Origin of the sequence: Nostoc sp. ChiQUE01b, assembly GCF_034531255.1 — a bacterium.
Classification (GTDB): domain Bacteria; phylum Cyanobacteriota; class Cyanobacteriia; order Cyanobacteriales; family Nostocaceae; genus Nostoc.
The window spans coordinates 22,780-39,212 of record NZ_JAVRBM010000082.1 but is presented as its reverse complement, the minus strand read 5'-3'; the positions used below and the strand labels follow the sequence as shown (position 1 = coordinate 39,212).

Below are 16,433 nucleotides of genomic sequence, written 5' to 3'. Positions count from 1 at the left end.
ATTGAATTCGGGCGGTCGTTTATTGAATTGGAGGTGTCGTTGATTGAATTCGGGCGGTCGTTTATTGAATTGGAGGTGTCGTTGATTGAATTCGGGCAGTGGTTAGGGTGGGGTAAAACCCAGATTCTTGAGCAACTTCAGACTTGTGTGTACACGGTAGCCGCAGGCTCTTAGGGGAGACTTTGCCGTAAGTCAAAGGCGGTGGGGTTCTTATTTTGGATTTATGCAAGAAGTCTAATAATTCCCCCTTGTCTCCCTTATCCCCCTCATCTCCCCCTGCTCCCCTGCTCCCCAATTCAAGTGGGTTGGACAAATCGCTTAATTTCACCACAGGCAATATAAGACTTGCCATCTGGTGCGGTTTTGACTTCATCAACGACGTAAAGCATTCCTTCCTCGCGAACCGATCGCGGAAAACGCATGTTCCAATCTGGTTCATATCCGTCGGAAACCACCCTAGCGCGCAGTTTACTGCCATCTTTGACACACTGAACTAAAATACTGTCCCCTACACTGTCAGTTGTAGGAAGATCGGCAGCACTGGCGGGGCCTTTGGAAGCTTTACCTGTGTTAGCTGGATGCGATTGTCTAGGGGCAACAAAGATATCTGTTTCACCGGGTTGAGCAAAACGGGTGATTTTACTATGTACCCGATAGAAAGTACCATCGCTAGAGAGTTCCAGTCCTTCAACGACATAGCGTGCCCCCTCGGCACGAATGGCGCGGGGAAACTGGATGTTCTTGGTTGAATCGTAACCTCCAGATATGACTTTGACCCGCAGTTTACCCCCTTCACGAACACAGTACAATTCAACACCTGAACCGACTTCATTCACAATGGGCATGGCGTACACTTCATCACCAGTAGTGACACCGCGACCCACCAGATCGCTGCGATTGCGTGTCATCGTCTGGTAAGTCTGATCCCGCATCTCTTTCCGTCCGGCATTGCCTAGAGCTTTTTGAGCGATCCGACGGGCGAAATATTCAAGCTGATCGATCTCTTCAGCAATTTCAAAATTCTCGTTTAGCCCTTTATCCCGCAAATCTTTCACAAGCGCCCGCAGGGTTTGTTCAGCTTCCTGATGCTTGCCATGTTCAGCGAGATTCAGGCCAGTCTCTTTAGCTTTAGCGATCGTCAGGCGACTCAGCTCCAGAATAATATGGCTCGTAGCAGCAAAAGCTGCTTCCTCAACAGTGCCAACTTTGGCGACGATATCTATAGTACCTGACACGCTTTGAATGCGATTATCTTGCACAACATCGGCGCTGTAGTGCAGCTTCATCACAGGTAACTCACCAACTTGAGCGCTTGATATCTCCAAACTCAAACCGAGGAGTTTATCTTCGCCCTCGTAAAGCTCTCCCAAGGTGATGACAGCTTGACCTGCGTCATTCTGGCTAACTTTAGCCAGACTTAAGGTATCAACCAGGCTGACACCATCAGCCAATTCAAGTGTCACCTTGAGGTTCTGTCCCACTACTGCTCTGAGACTGTCTAGCTCAATACTAAACACTTCAGTTGCTTCGTCGATGCTCTGAATAAAGTAGAAGTTGCCTGTGGCTGCCCTTGCCATTCCAATTAGCAGGTCTTCATTGAAACCCTGAGCAAAACCTAACGTAGTTGTGATAATGCCTTCTTCAGCTTTTTGTCCTGATGTCGCCGTCAGTATCTTGGGGTCTTGAATGCCCATATTGGCGTGACCATCGGTAAGCAGGAGAACACGGTTGATTTTTTGCGGATCGAGTCGCGTTTTCACGTGTTCGCAGCCTTTGAGCCATCCCCCCGATAAGTTGGTAATACCGCCTGCTCTCACCTTGCGGATGGAATTTTTCAGTGCGGCTTTGTTAGTCACAGACTGGGGTGGCACAACACTGTCCACTTCATCGTCGTAAACAACTACCGAGAGAATGTCATCTAGCTCAAGTTGATCTACCACAGACTCAGCGGCTTTGAGTGCGTGATGCAAGGGAGCGCCTGCCATAGAGCCGGAACGGTCAATTACAAGCGAAAGGTTAAGGTTACGCCGAGGAGATTTAGCTATGTCAGCACGAAAACGTAGCAGAATATTAGTCTTTAATGAAGATCCTGCGGCGAGGATAGACTGGTCAAATTCGTAACTTGTCTTAATCATTTTATATATCCCTCAGAATTGTTTGTTATCAGCTACAAGCCTTGTGAGGCTTAGACAGTAACTACTTTATTTAGTTTACCCAGAAATAATTTTGTACGGTATAAAAATGGTTTTTAATGTACTATTTTATAGTTGTATATTTTTGCCATGTTAGACAAAGCCCGTCGCAGAGATTTTCGACTCTCCGGTACTCAAAGGCGATCGCACTGGTCACTATTGCGGGAAACTGAAAGCAGATATATTAGGAGAGGAGAACCTAATGAGTTGGACTAAAGTTCTTGCAGTCGATGCACTTTCCCCTGGTGCGCGAGAAGTGGTGAAAGTTGGCAACCGAAAAATTTTGCTTTTGAATCACGAAAGTCAGTTTTATGCTGTAGATAACACTTGTCCTCACTTAAAATTACCTTTGAAAAGTGGGAAAATAAATGAGAATGGCGCAATTGTTTGTACCTTCCATCGCAGTGCTTTTGATCTGCGGACTGGTGAGGTAAAAGACTGGTGTTCCTGGCCACCTGGGGTAAGTAAGGTACTCTCGTTAGTTTCACAACCAAAGCCACTGCCAGTGTTTCCGATTCGTGTTGAAGAAGGTAGTATCTGGGTTGATGTGCAAGAGGAATAGCACCCTCTCCCTGAATTTACACAGTGCTAAGTAAAAAAGAAAAACCCCAGCTAAACTCATTGGCTGGGGTTTCTATCAAAATTTACCTCTTAGACTTGAAGTAATGGAACATAGTTCAGAGAAGGGATAAAATCTGGAGGTTGCCTTGAGCATTGTACAAACTGCCACCGAAAGAATGCGGTCACTCCCACCAGAGAAGCAACAAGAGGTTTTAGATTTTATTGAGTTTCTACAAAGTAAGTTAGCACAACAAAATATTAACCAAGAACAGCAGGAGCCTATTTCATTTTTGACAGCTGCTCAACAACTTGCTGGTTGCGTTGACAGTGGGCCTGGTGATTTGGCTACGAACAAACAATATCTTGAAGGTTTAGGAAGTGAATGAAGCAGCGAGTCATCATCGATACAGGGCCATTAGTAGCTTTTATTAATCGCAGAGAGCATTTTCATGCTTGGGTAATCAACACCTTAGCTACAATTGGGCAACCTTTACTTACTTGTGAAGCTGTAATTGTCGAGACTTGTTTTTTGTTACGGAATATTTACGGTGGTCAAGAAGCGGTGATGTCTTTGCTCAGTGCCGAAAACATCTTACTTCCAATGCGCTTAAGTGAGTCAGCAGCAGAGATTGAAGAATTATTGCGGCGATATCAGTCGGTTCCAATGTCGTTAGCAGATGCGTGTTTGGTGAGGATGGCACAACTGTATCCTGAAAGTGAATTGCTCACATTTGATAGCGATTTTAGGATTTATCGCCAGAATCGTAATCAATTGATTTCTGTGATTATGCCAGAGGATGTGTGAGCGATCGGAGTAAGCTAAAATGCCTAAAGTCACGAGAATGCATTCTTCATGAGCGAATTTTGAATGAGCAAATGCGAACAAAATTGTTGATTCGCTAACGAGTCTTTTATACTCGTGGACGAGTATTTGAACTCCGTTAATGAGTCTTTGATACTCGTGGACGAGTCTTTTAGCTCCGTTAATGAGTCTTTTATACTCGTGGACGAGTCTTTTAGCTCCATTAATGAGTCTTTGATACTCGTGGACGAGTCTTTTAGCTCCGTTAATGAGTCTTTTATACTCGTGGACGAGTATTTGAACTCCGTTAATGAGTCTTTTATACTCGTGGACGAGTCTTTTATACTCGTGAATGAGTGAATATTGTTGCAAGGTTAGCAATGTCTACGACTGGCTACGCCTACGCACCCTACAAATTTAAACATTACAGCCGTTTTTATGGACATGAACATGGTAATCCAATCTGTAATGCTTAGTTACGATATACTACTTTAGTAAATATCGCTACAGAGTTGGTGAGGTTTACAGGTGACAAACGAAGAACTGTTGCAAATTATTGAACAAGCTGCCAGGGAAAACGCAACGGAGCTAGACCTCTCTTACAATCAACTCAGCAGCCTGCCGCCAGAAATCAGCCAACTCTCCAACTTGACATTGCTATCCCTCAATAACAATCCACAATTAAGTTCGCCGCCGCCTGAGATTGTCGAGCAAGGAACGCAGGCAATTTTCACTTATCTTCGAGAAAGGTTAGAGGGTAGCCTACGGCAGTGGGTTTCTAAACTGCTGGTCGTCGGTGAAGGAGGTGTAGGTAAGACATCTTTATTAAGAGCATTACGTGGTGAAGAGTTCGACACCCAAGAATCCACCACCCACGGCATTGAAATTAAATCCCTGGAATTAACCCATCCAACGCAAGCAGATACAAGAATGCAGCTGAACACCTGGGATTTTGGTGGACAGGAAATCTATCACGCCACCCATCAATTCTTCCTCACCAACCGTTCCCTATTCTTACTCGCCTGGAATGCTCGACTGGGATTTGAGCAAGGTAAACTCTATTACTGGCTGGATACTATCAAAGCTTTAGCCCCACAATCTCCGATTTTACTCGTCGCCACCCACATTGATGAGCGAGATGCCGATCTTCCCCTAAAAGAGCTACGCGACAAATATCCCCAGATTATCGAACATTATAAAATTAGCTCTAAAAGCAGCCGTGGCATTGAAGAACTGCGGCAGGCGATCGCAGAAGCAGCCGCTAAGTTACCTTTAATGGGGGAAATCTGGCCTACCACCTGGTTAAATGCTGCCAATGCCATCCGCACTGAGGCAAAAAAACAAATTACACCGCAGCAATTGTGGGACATCATGGCTGATTACAAAGTTGCTGACATCAGCAAAGAAGTGCTGGCGCGATGGCTGCATGAATTAGGTGAAATTCTTTATTTCCAAGACAATGAAGAACTTAACGATACTGTTATTCTCAAGCCCCAGTGGGTAACTGAATATATCAGCAAAGTTTTGGAAAGCAAAGACGTAAGCGATCGCTTTGGCATTTTCACCCGTCAGGAAATGAATCAACTTTGGCGGTACTTAGAGCCATCAATGCGCGACCACTTCCTTCGCTTGATGGAGCGTTTTGACCTTTCCTACCGGACTTTAGAAAACCGGGATATTAGTTTAGTTGTGGAACGTTTGCCCCTAGACGCGCCTAATTACGAACAGAAATGGCAGCAAATCAAACAAACAGATAACTGCAATGAAATTTCTATGAAATTTCAACTCGATACCATTCCTGCGGGTATTCCCACTTGGTTTATTGCGCGTCAACACCGCTTCACGACTAGCATTCATTGGCGTAATGGTGTTTTATTTGCTGATTCGGAGCAAAAACATTTAGCTTTAGTGCAAGCATTTCCTCGCGATCGCTATTTGCAATTAACAGTCCGAGGAGCATACCCCCAGAATTTCTTTGCATTACTCAAAGATGGCATTGAGCTAACTCTAGCAAGGTTTCCCGGATTGGAGATTCAACGCTTTATTCCCTGTCCTGGTCATGATGGGGAAGGATGTATTTACTTGTTCAATTATGCAAATTTAGAGAAAGCGATCGCTAAAAAAACAATTCCAGATATGCAATGTCAGGAAAGTTTTGAATCTGTCTCAGTATCAACTCTGCTTTTCGGTTTGGATTGGCGCACCCAGGATCAAGTGCTGTTACGTATCGACCAGTTAGAAAAAACAGTTGTTGGTGGACAGGAAGCAATTATTGATGAGCTTAAAGATATCCGGGAACATATACAACGCGAGTTTACCAATATATTCCGCCGCGAACAAGCAAGCATTGATGCTCATTGTCCGAATGTATTTGTCTTGCGTCCCCATGATGCTAAAGCTTGGAAGAAAAATATAGTCGGACAAAAGCTACATTTACAACTCTATTGCCAAGCACCGGGTTGTTGGCATCCCACTCAAGAAGGCGGTTTATATGAAATAAATGAACCTGCCAAATGGCTGAGAGTAACAGCACCTTATATTAGTAGATTATTTAGTGTCTTGAGATATGCTGCACCCATAGTAGGGCCGTTTGTAAGTTTGCTAAACGAACAAGAATATGAAAAAGTCTTTAAAAATGATCTCGAATTCACCAAAGAACTAGCAGCAAAATTACCTCAACTTAAACAATCTGAAGATTTAGAATTAGCAGACAAAATTGCTAGAGGTGAAGATTTAGATCCAGAACGCGCTGATGGTGGAGCTTTGCGTACCTTACGTCAACTTTTAGAAGAAAAAGATCCCCAGCAGCACTGGGGTGGATTAAACAAAGTCTTGACTCCAGAGGGACATTACCTGTGGCTATGCGAACATCACGCAGCAGAGTATAAATGCTAACTATAGCAATCCGATTTGATTTTTGAACTTATTTGCGTAGGCAGGGAGTAGGGAGTAGGGAATCAGCCCTTTCGAGTTGTACGGAGTTTTTTCAAAAATCAAATAAGAGTCCTATATATTAGATTTGAGATTGCGATCTTGAATTGTAGAGAAACAATTGATCAACTATTGCCTTAACCACTAGTAATGATTTTGATAGCATTTAAAACAATTACCTAGCATTCCAACATATACTAGTAACGTATATTTGACTAGAATTAAGGTATTATAGCGATTATTATTTGGATACTATAAGTGGTAGGGGTTTACAGAAGTGCGCCTCTACAACTGACACGCCAGTTTAGCTATAAATTAATATCTACGGTTTTACGGGTATTAGGGTATTAGGAAAATGAAGTTTACAGACTGGGTGACTAGGGTGCTACTAATCTGGCTGATGTTCGCCACTCTAATTGTAGTGCTGCTAATTGGACGAGCAACAAAATTACACAACAATCCGACAATATCCCGTACATCCAATCCACAGGTTACAGCTTTCAGTAAATATCCCCAGGCGCAATTTCAATCAGCGAAAGAGCCAGAGAATAAATTTCAAAATGTTATCAAGTCCCCAGTCAAAACTAACAAACCTGTAGCAACGTATGTAACCACTCAAGCTTTTGCACAGTACAGACCTAATTATCAAGTTGCTTCGGTTGATCCAAGTAACTATGGAGAACGGTACGCTCAAGATGTTAACGGCGTAACTCTCCACAATCAACCGATTATCGTCCTCCATGAAACTGGTTATTCTGCTTCCAGCGCCGTTAATTTCTTTCAAATAGCCCATACTGATGAAAGTGTGCAAGCAAGTTACCACGCTTTAATCAAGTTAGACGGAACGGTGGTTTATTTAGTACCGCCAGAAAAGCGGGCTTTTGGTGCGGCTAACTCAGTATTTGAGAGTTCCGAGGGAGTGGAAACTGTGCAGACTAATCCGAATTTGCCGGCATCGGTGAATAATTTTGCTTATCACGTCTCTTTGGAAACACCGCCAGATAGTTATGACAGTAGCAGCCAACAAACCCATAGCGGCTACACGGAAGCTCAATATCATTCTCTTGCTTGGTTAATTGCTCAAAGTCAAGTTCCAGATCATCGCATCACTACGCACCATTTAGTAGACCGTTCTGGTAAAAAAGTTGACCCGATAAATTTTGATGGTCAAAAATTTCTCAGCTTACTTAATACTTATCGTCAGGTTAGACCAATCTATCGAGTCAACAAATAATTCAGGGCTTACGCACTTCCCTATCTCTCTTAAAAAGCTGGCTCTAGAAATTCCTTCCTCACTCAATAAGGATACGGTGTATACAAAAGTAGGATGGTGCGTTACGAAGACAGCAATAACACACCCTACAAAACTTTTTAAAATTTGGTGGTGGGTAAGAGCAACCACCATAATTTTTTGATTTGGTATCCAATCTCCAGTCCCTAGTTCCCAGTCCCCAGTCCCTAATCCCCAGTCCCCTTTACTGTTGTTTAGCTTTTAAACTTGCCCAAGAAGGCGCGATCGCGTCAAAATAAGAGTTAAGACGCTGTAACCTAACTTAATAATGACCCCAACGCAGCTTGAGCAAATTTCCCCTCAACCAACACCGCCAAATGAGCGGGGATATGAATATGATTTGGTAATTGTCGGCGGTGGGATTATTGGGTTAACTCTAGCCTCTGCTTTAAAAGATTCTGGCTTGAGTGTCTTGCTAATTGAGGCAAAAGTAGCATCAGCGGCAGTAGCCAAGGGACAAGCCTATGCAGTTCATCAGCTTTCGTCGCTAATTTATCAAGGAATTGGCGTTTGGGACAACATGTTACCGCAAATCGCCAAGTATCGCCGAGTTCGTCTTTCGGATGCTGATTATCCCGATGTGGTGGAATTTACGACAGATGATATCAATACAGCAGAGTTGGGTTATGTGGCGGAACATCAAGCCCTGTTGCAGCCGTTGCAAGATTTTGTCCAAGATTGTCCCAACGTGACTTATTTGTGTCCGGCGGAAGTGGTAAATACGCAATACCAGCAGCATATAGTCGCCATTGATATTAAAATTGCCGATCAACTAAAGACAGTCAAGAGCAAATTAGTTGTAGCCGCAGATGGATCGCGATCGCCAATTCGGCAAGCGGCTGGAATCAAAACCTCTGGCTGGAAATATTGGCAATCTTGCATAGTCGCCATTGTCAAACCAGAAAAACCCCACAATAACACTGCTTACGAAAGATTTTGGTCTAGCGGCCCGTTTGCGATTTTACCTTTACCGGGGAACCGTTGCCGCATTGTCTGGACAGCGCCCCATGAAGAAGCAAAAGCTTTGTGTGCCTTAAATGACGAGCAATTTTTAGCAGAACTAAGCCGCCGCTATGGCGATCAAATGGGGAAACTGGAATTACTAGGCGATCGCTTTGTTTTTCAAGTGCAACTCATGCAAAGCGATCGCTACGTTCTCCCCCGATTGGCATTAATTGGTGACGCGGCGCACAATTGCCATCCTGTCGGCGGACAAGGTTTAAATTTAGGTATTCGGGATGCAGCAGCTTTGGCGCAAGTAATTCAAGCCGCGCATAAGGCGGGTAAAGATATTGGCGATATTCAGATTCTCAAAGGTTATGAACGCTGGCGCCAGCTAGAGAATCTGGCGATTTTAGGTTTCACCGATTTATTAGATCGGATCTTCTCTAATAATTTCTTCCCTGTGGTAGTGGTTCGTCGTCTGGGTTTATGGTTTTTACAGCGAGTACCTGTATTAAAAGTATTTATGCTGAAATTGATGATTGGCTTAAAAGGGCGGACTCCAGATTTAGGGACTTCCAAAGAATAAAATATTCCAAAAAAAACAAAAGACAGCATCTTTGCTAAGAATGATAATCAATGGGATGGATGATAATACGCTAAACGTATGTTTAGTTAGTGAGTACTTCTGGGTAAACTCTACCAGGACTTACGCAAGATGTGCCTGAAAACCTGATTATTGCGTAGCGGTAATTCATGAATTACCGCTACTTTCGTTATGTTTTGCGTAAGTCCTATCTACTATACGCTTCATAAACTGGGTGCGGCGAGAACTATTCTCGCTGCCATTATCTTGATTTAGAACTAGCGTTTCAATCTGAGAAAAACGATGTCTCTCTCCTAACCAAAAGTCCTCTAAAACATCAACTATAAAATCACTTGTGACTTTTGACTCTGTATTGAATATTAGAACAAGTTTTTTAATAGCTACCAGTATTGTTAGGGTTATTAAACGTCAATACTCCATCAATATTTTCAATTCCGGGAATGCGAAGAGATGTATTGTTGAGTCTGCCATCTGTTCTTATACAAGTTGCTGATAACAAATCTCCGTCTTGAACTCGAATATTAGAACAAGTTTTTTAATAGCTACCAGTATTGTTAGGGTTATTAAACGTCAATACTCCATCAATATTTTCAATTCCGGGAATGCGAAGAGATGTATTGTTGAGTCTGCCATCTGTTCTTATACAAGTTGCTGATAACAAATCTCCGTCTTGAACTCGAATATTAGAACAAGTTTTTTAATAGCTACCAGTATTGTTAGGGTTATTAAACGTCAATACTCCATCAATATTTTCAATTCCGGGAATGCGAAGAGATGTATTGTTGAGTCTGCCATCTGTTCTTATACAAGTTGCTGATAACAAATCTCCGTCTTGAACTTGAATGTTAGAACAAGTTTTTTGATAGGTACTAGATATGACTTTGGCAGAAGCTTTTTGAGCAGGCTGGGCAACAAATGCTATCCCAAATGTCAAAGCTAGTACAGAAGCCGAGATAGCCAAGCGATTTAAACTAAAGTTAGATAGCATCATAATACATGACGATAGATTAGTAACTAAGTACAGAGCTTATTAAGCTTATTGTACATTTCGATAATCATAGTCCTGGATAAGCCTTGAATATAAAAACTATAAACTTAAAAAATTATTAAATAAGTAGATGTTGAAAAACCACTATGTATTATGTAAAATTAGCTCTTTCTGAGATCAAATATAATTTGATAATAGCAGGTAAAAATTCTCCTCAACGGTGCGAATTATCTAAAACAAACTTTAATGCATTAGTGTTGTAGCAAAGCTAATAAAATAGTGGTTGCACGCCAAGGAGGGTTATTCATCTGTAGCTCTGCTACAACGATTTACATTTTACATTCCATCACATTCCAGTCTACCATCCGTGTTTTCAATACCATACTTACATTGCTTATACTCTAAACTACTTGTTTTCAAACGACCATGTAAATCTTTACAAGTACCAGTCAAAATACTGTCCTTTACAGAAATAGTTGGACAACTAGCTTGATAGGTTCCTAATGGCAATTGCTGCGACTGTGATATAAAATAATACATTAATCCTCCTCCAAGTAAGACTACAACACCTGTAATTGTTACAATAATACTTATACCTCTACCAAAAATTGAACCATTTGTTGAAACTTCAGTTAAAGTAGAATTTTGAGTCTTTGAACTATTTGAATAAAGATTGCTTAAATCATGATTACAATTGAGTTTTTCGCAAAAATTGCTTAAAAAAAGTCTGTGTGTTCCTTTACTAAAAATAGGAAATAGTTGCTGACAACAAAGTTTACAAAGAGCTTCTTGATTGTCTGTTTCATTTAAATACTTAATGAGTAGTAGAAAAAAGTCATAATCCGAAGAATCTCTTAAAAACGAAAGTCGCTTGGGATCGAGTCCAATGCTAAAACATAGTGCTTCTCGTGTTCTTGATTGTTGGCTACGAAGCAAAAGGTTTATTAATGTATCTACATCAGATTCATTTAAAAAGTTTTGGATTGACATACTTTTAACCTTTCGCCTTATTACAATTTAGTTTTAATTTAGTATTTTCCAAATCAGCCAAGTACTTACCTTGTTTAAAGACAACTTCAAGTTCTTTGCAGATTTTATAAAAAGCATTCTTCTTCTGCTTCAAGAGCCTGCTTCCACCCAGCAATGCAAGGGTTGTCAAACCATTAGCAACAAAGCTGTTAAGTCCCTTACCAGTAATAAAATGCCCAGCCCCTTCTCCAAAGAAAAGGGCTTTCATAGTTGGCGCTAGCGTCTCATGCAGGAGACAGCTGGGCATTTTATTTCTTGGATCTCCCTAAGCTTAATTGGCGTTCGGTCAGGATATCTGCAAGATGGAACATTCTGTTTTGCGCGTATCCCGGCTGAACCCCAATTAGGTGATAGCTTCTTTTTTCTTTGCTTTATCATTCGGAGGAGCTTCATTTGTTCTCAGCCATTGCTGAATTAACTCAACTACTACCTGATTCATCTTTTCCCCTGCATAACGCAGATTGCATGAAACTGCTTTTTCAAATCATCTGAAATATTAATGTGCATTTCTTTAGTAGTTTTAAGATTCATTGTAACTGCTTATCACATAGATCAAGCTACAATAGTAAAAATGGCATTTCCGAAAAAATGCCATTAATTTACGCGCTTTCCCTCAAAACCCAATAACTGAAACAGCTTTCTTACGTTGCTCTGGTGTCACTTCCAAGCAATACTGCAACTGCTCCAAAACCCGATGCAGGTTGTTTTGCATTCTTTTAGGGATTTTAAGAAAATAAAATATATAGTAAATCAAAATGATTATCATTATTGATAACGGCACAATTTATTTTTTGGAAGTCCCTTAGCAAAACGATAAGGCTTCATGGAAGAGGACAAGCAGAAAACCTTATATAGGACTCATATTTGATTTCTGAAATACACGTAGGGTGCGTTAGCCTTTGGCGTAACGCACCAGTTAACGATTTAGGTGCGTTAGGCTACGCCATAACACACCCTACAGATACTTAGATTTTTTCAGAAATCAAACCGGATTCCTATAGATAAATCTATGAACTGCTGAAAGATAATGATCGCGCTCGCTGATACAGCCAATTTTAAGGAAAATGAAGTACGCAACGATTTGCCTCAAAGTCAGCTATAAAGCCTGTCTTACTTTTGAATTCTCACTTCTAAATTCTGCTGTACTTTTTAAATTTGCAAAAAGTTAGCGATCGCCTGCGGTAATGGCAGAATAATTACAATCAACAAAGCCATTGCCAGTAACCCCCAAACGTCACGTTGGTTATCCAATTCAGTGACATCATTCAGTGCAGGTTCATCAATCAACGGCATAAATAATAAGATAATCGCCCACACCAAAAATTCTTCCCTAACTAAAGAAAGTAATAGCAACAACACACGAGCAATTTGACCAATTGCGATCGCAGTTCGTTGTCCAAACATTGCATGGACAATGTGACCTCCATCTAATTGTCCCACAGGCATTAAATTTAATGCCGTGACAACTAGTCCTAAAAAACCTGCTACTGCAACTGGATGCAAATCGAGGGCTGATTTTGCTGTTAACTGACTTCCCAAAGCTAACTTCGAGAGTATAGCCAGTAAAATTGAATACTTGGGATTGAGGGCATCAGGATTTAAAAGTCGGGTTTTTTCAGTCAGGGAAACCACGTCAGAATGAGCCAAGCCCCATATTAGTAATGGCAAGGTAACAACAAAACCTGCAAGTGGCCCAGCGATACTAATATCAAATAAAGCTTTGCGGTTGGGAATGGGACTACGCATCTGAATAAATGCACCAAAAGTTCCCAAGAAGAAAGGCACGGGAATAAAGTAAGGCAACGTCGAGCGAATCTTGTAAAATTTAGCTGTCAAATAATGCCCAAGTTCGTGAATGCCCAAAATAGTCATCAATCCTAAAGCATAAGGCAATCCTTTGAATAGGACATCTGGGTTAGATAAAAGTTTGAACAAAGATCCAATTTGCCAGATAGGCGGCAGAGTAACACCAGCATTTTCCACTCCCACTAAGGTAGTAGTGATCAAAGTAGCTGCTAGCAGCATCAGCGCTAATCCTGGTCGAGTTAATCGTTCCTGGTCGCGTCGTGGTGTATTTGTCTGTTTAGCTGCTTGAGTGTTAGGAACCAGGACAAAGAAAGGTTTGCCATTGAAGCCTTCTTGAAAAATCAGCAAGAAGCGATCGCCAAATTGTGCTTCAATATTAGTTTTAATCTGCTGGTAAGCGTTACTGGCTTTAGTTCGCAACTGACCCCGGCAAATCACAGATTGTGGTCGATACTCAATATTTTGAACGTAGTATACAGACCAAGGAAAACAATTTCGTAGTTGGGTTTCTTCCGTTGGTTCAATGGGACGCACTATTGGTTCTGGGGTAGGCTGAATAATCGGCTGTGATTCTGAGGCTTGGGTTTGGGCTTCGTCGGTCTGTGTATCTCTAGGTACTTGCCGCCCCCATTGAAACAACACCCAGTACAAAACTGTGCAGACAAATACCGACCAGAGAATCAGCTCTGGTGGTGGAGATTGTTTCGCCCCGTAGATTAGCGTCCACCCACTCAACAGGAATGCTGGTGTCATTAAAACCAGCCACAACAACCATACTGGTGTGCGGGTGATGTGAGCAACGCTGCGCTGCACCATGAGATAAGTAGCTAGCCCCAGCAGGAGGATAAACAGAAACCAAAATGCCATGTTCTCTTCAGTAATTTTGACAAAACGCCCCACCAGTAGCTTCAGCACCATAGCATTAACTACAAGGCAGACCTCAAATCCCAATTTTTTTTACAACGGTTAACAGGGGACTGGGTATTGGGTACTGGGGACTGGGTACTGGGTATTGGGGAAGAAATTCTTTTAAAATTTGGTTGGCGTACCAATCTCCATTCAAATCTTCCCCAGTCCCTAGTTCCCAATACAACTCTTGGAGACGCACTCGCGTTCGCTTAGTACAAGTCCCCAATTCCCAGTTCAATCTTAAGAATTTCCACACTGTAACCAGATTGTCCACAACTCCTCAGTTTCGGTTCTTTGATTATGTGCCCTTTACCTCAACAGCCAAGTCATACAACTAAGCCGCCACGGGCTGTTTTCCCTGACGAAGTTCTCAGCGCAGGTTCTCTGCAATCGGACTTCGCACAAGAGAGCATTTTTGCCTTTCCACCCAATCGGGATACATTAGGGGGAACCTCTTATTTTATTGTAAGAAATGAAGGCAATATCCTCATAGATTGCCCTGCATTAGAAAAAACAAATCAAGATTTTTTGCGATCGCATGGAGGCGTGCGTTGGTTATTTATCACCCATCGCGGCGCCATTGGCAAGACTGCTGAATTTCAGCAAGCCTTTGGCTGCGAGATACTGATCCAAGAGCAAGAAGCCTATTTATTACCAGACTTAACCGTAACTACTTTTAGGCAAGAATTTACTCTTGATGCTACAACACAAGTAATTTGGACACCAGGCCATTCTCCCGGCTCATCTTGTCTGTACTACAGCGAACTTGGGGGTATCTTGTTTTCTGGTCGCCATTTACTCCCTAACCAGCATGGTCAACCAGTACCATTACGGACAGCTAAAACCTTTCACTGGCCAAGGCAAATTCAGAGCCTTCGATTATTATTAGAACGTTTTACACCAGAAACTCTCCAGTATATTTGTCCTGGAGCTAATACAGGCTTTCTTAGAGGTAAGCATTTTGTACGCAGTGATAGCCTTTTTAGTTAATGAGTAAGGTCTGTGTAATTCCATGCAATTGTAGCAACCTACCGATTCTGTTTCTTCTCATCTAGTGCTTTCTGAATAGCTTCTCTACAAAATTCAGGAGGGTCATCTTGTGCTTTCACCTCATCTTTCATTTCCTTGGTGACACGAAAACTAAGCTGCTGATTTAGTTCTTTACTTTGTGGATTACCAAAATTTTCAGGTTTACCTTTGCGGTCAGACATTGTTTAGAGATATAAATATAGCTTTAAACCGACGAAACCATCGGTGTATAGTTTTAAATCGGTGAGCGTACTGTCTGGAAAACTTGTAACTCACCGATACCACTTTTTGAAAATGGTAACTCTATGTTCACACGTTCAGAACTCGAAATCAAAACCATCAAAGAACTTCGTGACTTATGCTTACGCTACGGCATCAAACCAACCGGGAATAAAGGGTACAAGACTTCGTGGATTACATCATTGATGGTATTCCCTCAAATGGCGTTCTCTCAATTCGAGGCAGGTAAAGGGTTAAAACCTCCTACCTTTGCTTTCATGCAAGCATTGAGTAACGCTATAGATGAGATGAATTCACCTACTGATGAGCAAGCAGCACTGATTAAAATCTCCCTGGAGGGCAAGAGAATGCAGTCACCTGCTAGATGGGAACAGGAAAAGCTTATCAACCTGTACAAGGCGAAACAGAAGCTAGAAGAGGTTATGTCTTTACTGGGTGACTAAGCGGGAAATATTTAGACGATTAGGAAAAACATCATGACTCAATCTTTAGTTGCAGAACCAAGATATGATTTATGGCGAGTAACTATACCCTTGTGCAGAGAGCAGAGGAGAGTTCTTGTACAAGTTCTTTCCCCTCTGCTCCTCTGCCCCTCTGCCCCTTCTTCTCCTCAAGCTTGTGAGAAATGCGGGAAACGACATTCTTATTTCTGTTTGCAGCTTGCGGTAAGTTCTACATTGTAGAAAGTCCCTGATTTGGGCTTAATTGAACGCAATTCCTGAATAAAAGCATTAAATGTTGTATTGCTTGTGCCGAAGCCAGCTTCAGCGCAAGCAGATAAACCCCCTTCGATAGGAATAGGAGATCCGACTCTGGGACTATATACAATGAATTTATCGACGGTGCTAGTGCCGACTGCAAACCCGATAACCTGGCGAATTGTTTGCAAAGCGGCATTATCTAAGGGGCCACCAATACTGCCAATACTGATATTAACCGCACGATTTTCAGCAAAGGCTGGCGCAGTAATCGACAAAACTGCCCCGACAACCATTAAACTGGTAAACTTCTTCATTTTTTCCCCTCCAAAAAATTGAAAAACTAATAATTAGGTTTGAACATGGATTAAGTAGATCAGAGACTTTGCCATGTAAGGTTTTCAGCCA

Annotated in this window: 16 protein-coding genes and 1 pseudogene; 9 read left to right on the top strand and 8 right to left on the bottom strand. The window is 41.9% G+C overall.

Annotation, left to right across the window (positions count from 1 at the left end):
- Positions 1-296: 296 nt before the first annotated feature.
- Positions 297-2,135: a vWA domain-containing protein gene (locus RMY63_RS33630; RefSeq protein ID WP_322732858.1), complete on the bottom strand. Its 1,839-nt coding sequence runs from the start codon at positions 2,133-2,135 to the stop codon at positions 297-299.
- Between the two features lie 147 nt (positions 2,136-2,282).
- Between RMY63_RS33630 and RMY63_RS33625 the strand changes: the two genes are divergently transcribed.
- From RMY63_RS33625 to RMY63_RS33595, 7 genes are all read left to right on the top strand, one after another.
- A complete protein-coding gene (locus RMY63_RS33625) occupies positions 2,283-2,408 on the top strand; it encodes a hypothetical protein (protein WP_322732857.1) in 126 nt (41 codons plus the stop codon).
- Positions 2,395-2,754: a Rieske (2Fe-2S) protein gene (locus RMY63_RS33620; RefSeq protein WP_322732856.1), complete on the top strand. Its 360-nt coding sequence runs from the start codon at positions 2,395-2,397 to the stop codon at positions 2,752-2,754. The genes RMY63_RS33625 and RMY63_RS33620 overlap by 14 nt, the downstream gene beginning before the upstream one ends.
- A 145-nt stretch (positions 2,755-2,899) precedes the next feature.
- On the top strand, positions 2,900-3,139 hold the full coding sequence (locus tag RMY63_RS33615; RefSeq protein ID WP_322732855.1) for a DUF2281 domain-containing protein: 240 nt from the start codon (positions 2,900-2,902) through the stop codon (positions 3,137-3,139).
- Positions 3,136-3,558: a type II toxin-antitoxin system VapC family toxin gene (locus tag RMY63_RS33610; protein WP_322732854.1), complete on the top strand. Its 423-nt coding sequence runs from the start codon at positions 3,136-3,138 to the stop codon at positions 3,556-3,558. The genes RMY63_RS33615 and RMY63_RS33610 overlap by 4 nt, the downstream gene beginning before the upstream one ends.
- A 525-nt stretch (positions 3,559-4,083) precedes the next feature.
- The gene (locus RMY63_RS33605) at positions 4,084-6,450 is read left to right on the top strand and encodes a COR domain-containing protein (RefSeq protein ID WP_322732853.1); all 2,367 of its coding nucleotides are present in this window, start codon (positions 4,084-4,086) and stop codon (positions 6,448-6,450) included.
- A gap of 391 nt (positions 6,451-6,841) precedes the next feature.
- Complete coding sequence (locus RMY63_RS33600) at positions 6,842-7,720, top strand: peptidoglycan recognition family protein (protein ID WP_322732852.1); 879 nt, start codon at positions 6,842-6,844, stop codon at positions 7,718-7,720.
- Positions 7,721-8,045: 325 nt separating this feature from the next.
- Entirely contained in the window at positions 8,046-9,308 is a 1,263-nt protein-coding gene (locus tag RMY63_RS33595; RefSeq protein WP_322732851.1) for an FAD-dependent hydroxylase, read from the top strand.
- Positions 9,309-9,515: 207 nt separating this feature from the next.
- On the opposite strand, the pseudogene RMY63_RS33590 reads toward RMY63_RS33595, so the two are convergent.
- The 5 genes and pseudogenes from RMY63_RS33590 to RMY63_RS33570 all read right to left on the bottom strand — a co-directional run.
- A pseudogene (locus tag RMY63_RS33590) lies at positions 9,516-9,677 on the bottom strand (ISAzo13-like element transposase-related protein); the annotation flags it as partial.
- 346 nt (positions 9,678-10,023) lie between these two features.
- Positions 10,024-10,317 carry a hypothetical protein gene (locus RMY63_RS33585; protein ID WP_322732850.1) on the bottom strand — a complete coding sequence of 98 codons (294 nt, stop codon included), beginning with the start codon at positions 10,315-10,317 and terminating at the stop codon, positions 10,024-10,026.
- Positions 10,318-10,650: 333 nt separating this feature from the next.
- Positions 10,651-11,304, bottom strand: coding sequence for a hypothetical protein (locus tag RMY63_RS33580; RefSeq protein ID WP_322732849.1), 654 nt, complete (start codon positions 11,302-11,304; stop codon positions 10,651-10,653).
- Positions 11,305-11,308: 4 nt separating this feature from the next.
- Positions 11,309-11,551: a hypothetical protein gene (locus RMY63_RS33575; RefSeq protein WP_322732848.1), complete on the bottom strand. Its 243-nt coding sequence runs from the start codon at positions 11,549-11,551 to the stop codon at positions 11,309-11,311.
- A gap of 941 nt (positions 11,552-12,492) precedes the next feature.
- Positions 12,493-14,016 (bottom strand): site-2 protease family protein, encoded by a 1,524-nt coding sequence (locus tag RMY63_RS33570; protein WP_322732860.1) that lies wholly within the window; start codon positions 14,014-14,016, stop codon positions 12,493-12,495.
- A 342-nt stretch (positions 14,017-14,358) separates the two neighbouring features.
- On the opposite strand from RMY63_RS33570, the gene RMY63_RS33565 reads away from it, so the two are divergent.
- Positions 14,359-15,048, top strand: coding sequence for an MBL fold metallo-hydrolase (locus tag RMY63_RS33565; RefSeq protein WP_322732847.1), 690 nt, complete (start codon positions 14,359-14,361; stop codon positions 15,046-15,048).
- A 38-nt stretch (positions 15,049-15,086) separates the two neighbouring features.
- Here the strand turns inward: RMY63_RS33565 and RMY63_RS33560 are convergent, their stop codons facing one another.
- Entirely contained in the window at positions 15,087-15,269 is a 183-nt protein-coding gene (locus RMY63_RS33560) for a hypothetical protein (RefSeq protein ID WP_322732846.1), read from the bottom strand.
- Between the two features lie 123 nt (positions 15,270-15,392).
- On the opposite strand from RMY63_RS33560, the gene RMY63_RS33555 reads away from it, so the two are divergent.
- Positions 15,393-15,770, top strand: a complete 378-nt coding sequence (locus RMY63_RS33555; protein ID WP_322732845.1) for a hypothetical protein — start codon at positions 15,393-15,395, stop codon at positions 15,768-15,770.
- A gap of 200 nt (positions 15,771-15,970) precedes the next feature.
- On the opposite strand, the gene RMY63_RS33550 is transcribed toward RMY63_RS33555, so the two are convergent.
- A complete protein-coding gene (locus RMY63_RS33550; RefSeq protein ID WP_322732844.1) occupies positions 15,971-16,342 on the bottom strand; it encodes a hypothetical protein in 372 nt (123 codons plus the stop codon).
- Between the last annotated feature and the right edge of the window lie 91 nt (positions 16,343-16,433).

Coding starts and splice junctions, on each gene's coding strand:
- RMY63_RS33630 (WP_322732858.1), bottom strand. CDS start 2,135: ATGATTAAGACAAGTTACGAATTTGACCAGTCTATCCTCGCCGCAGGA.
- RMY63_RS33625 (WP_322732857.1), top strand. CDS start 2,283: ATGTTAGACAAAGCCCGTCGCAGAGATTTTCGACTCTCCGGTACTCAA.
- RMY63_RS33620 (WP_322732856.1), top strand. CDS start 2,395: ATGAGTTGGACTAAAGTTCTTGCAGTCGATGCACTTTCCCCTGGTGCG.
- RMY63_RS33610 (WP_322732854.1), top strand. CDS start 3,136: ATGAAGCAGCGAGTCATCATCGATACAGGGCCATTAGTAGCTTTTATT.
- RMY63_RS33600 (WP_322732852.1), top strand. CDS start 6,842: ATGAAGTTTACAGACTGGGTGACTAGGGTGCTACTAATCTGGCTGATG.
- RMY63_RS33595 (WP_322732851.1), top strand. CDS start 8,046: ATGACCCCAACGCAGCTTGAGCAAATTTCCCCTCAACCAACACCGCCA.
- RMY63_RS33585 (WP_322732850.1), bottom strand. CDS start 10,317: ATGATGCTATCTAACTTTAGTTTAAATCGCTTGGCTATCTCGGCTTCT.
- RMY63_RS33580 (WP_322732849.1), bottom strand. CDS start 11,304: ATGTCAATCCAAAACTTTTTAAATGAATCTGATGTAGATACATTAATA.
- RMY63_RS33575 (WP_322732848.1), bottom strand. CDS start 11,551: ATGAAAGCCCTTTTCTTTGGAGAAGGGGCTGGGCATTTTATTACTGGT.
- RMY63_RS33570 (WP_322732860.1), bottom strand. CDS start 14,016: ATGGCATTTTGGTTTCTGTTTATCCTCCTGCTGGGGCTAGCTACTTAT.
- RMY63_RS33565 (WP_322732847.1), top strand. CDS start 14,359: ATGTGCCCTTTACCTCAACAGCCAAGTCATACAACTAAGCCGCCACGG.
- RMY63_RS33560 (WP_322732846.1), bottom strand. CDS start 15,269: ATGTCTGACCGCAAAGGTAAACCTGAAAATTTTGGTAATCCACAAAGT.
- RMY63_RS33555 (WP_322732845.1), top strand. CDS start 15,393: ATGTTCACACGTTCAGAACTCGAAATCAAAACCATCAAAGAACTTCGT.
- RMY63_RS33550 (WP_322732844.1), bottom strand. CDS start 16,342: ATGAAGAAGTTTACCAGTTTAATGGTTGTCGGGGCAGTTTTGTCGATT.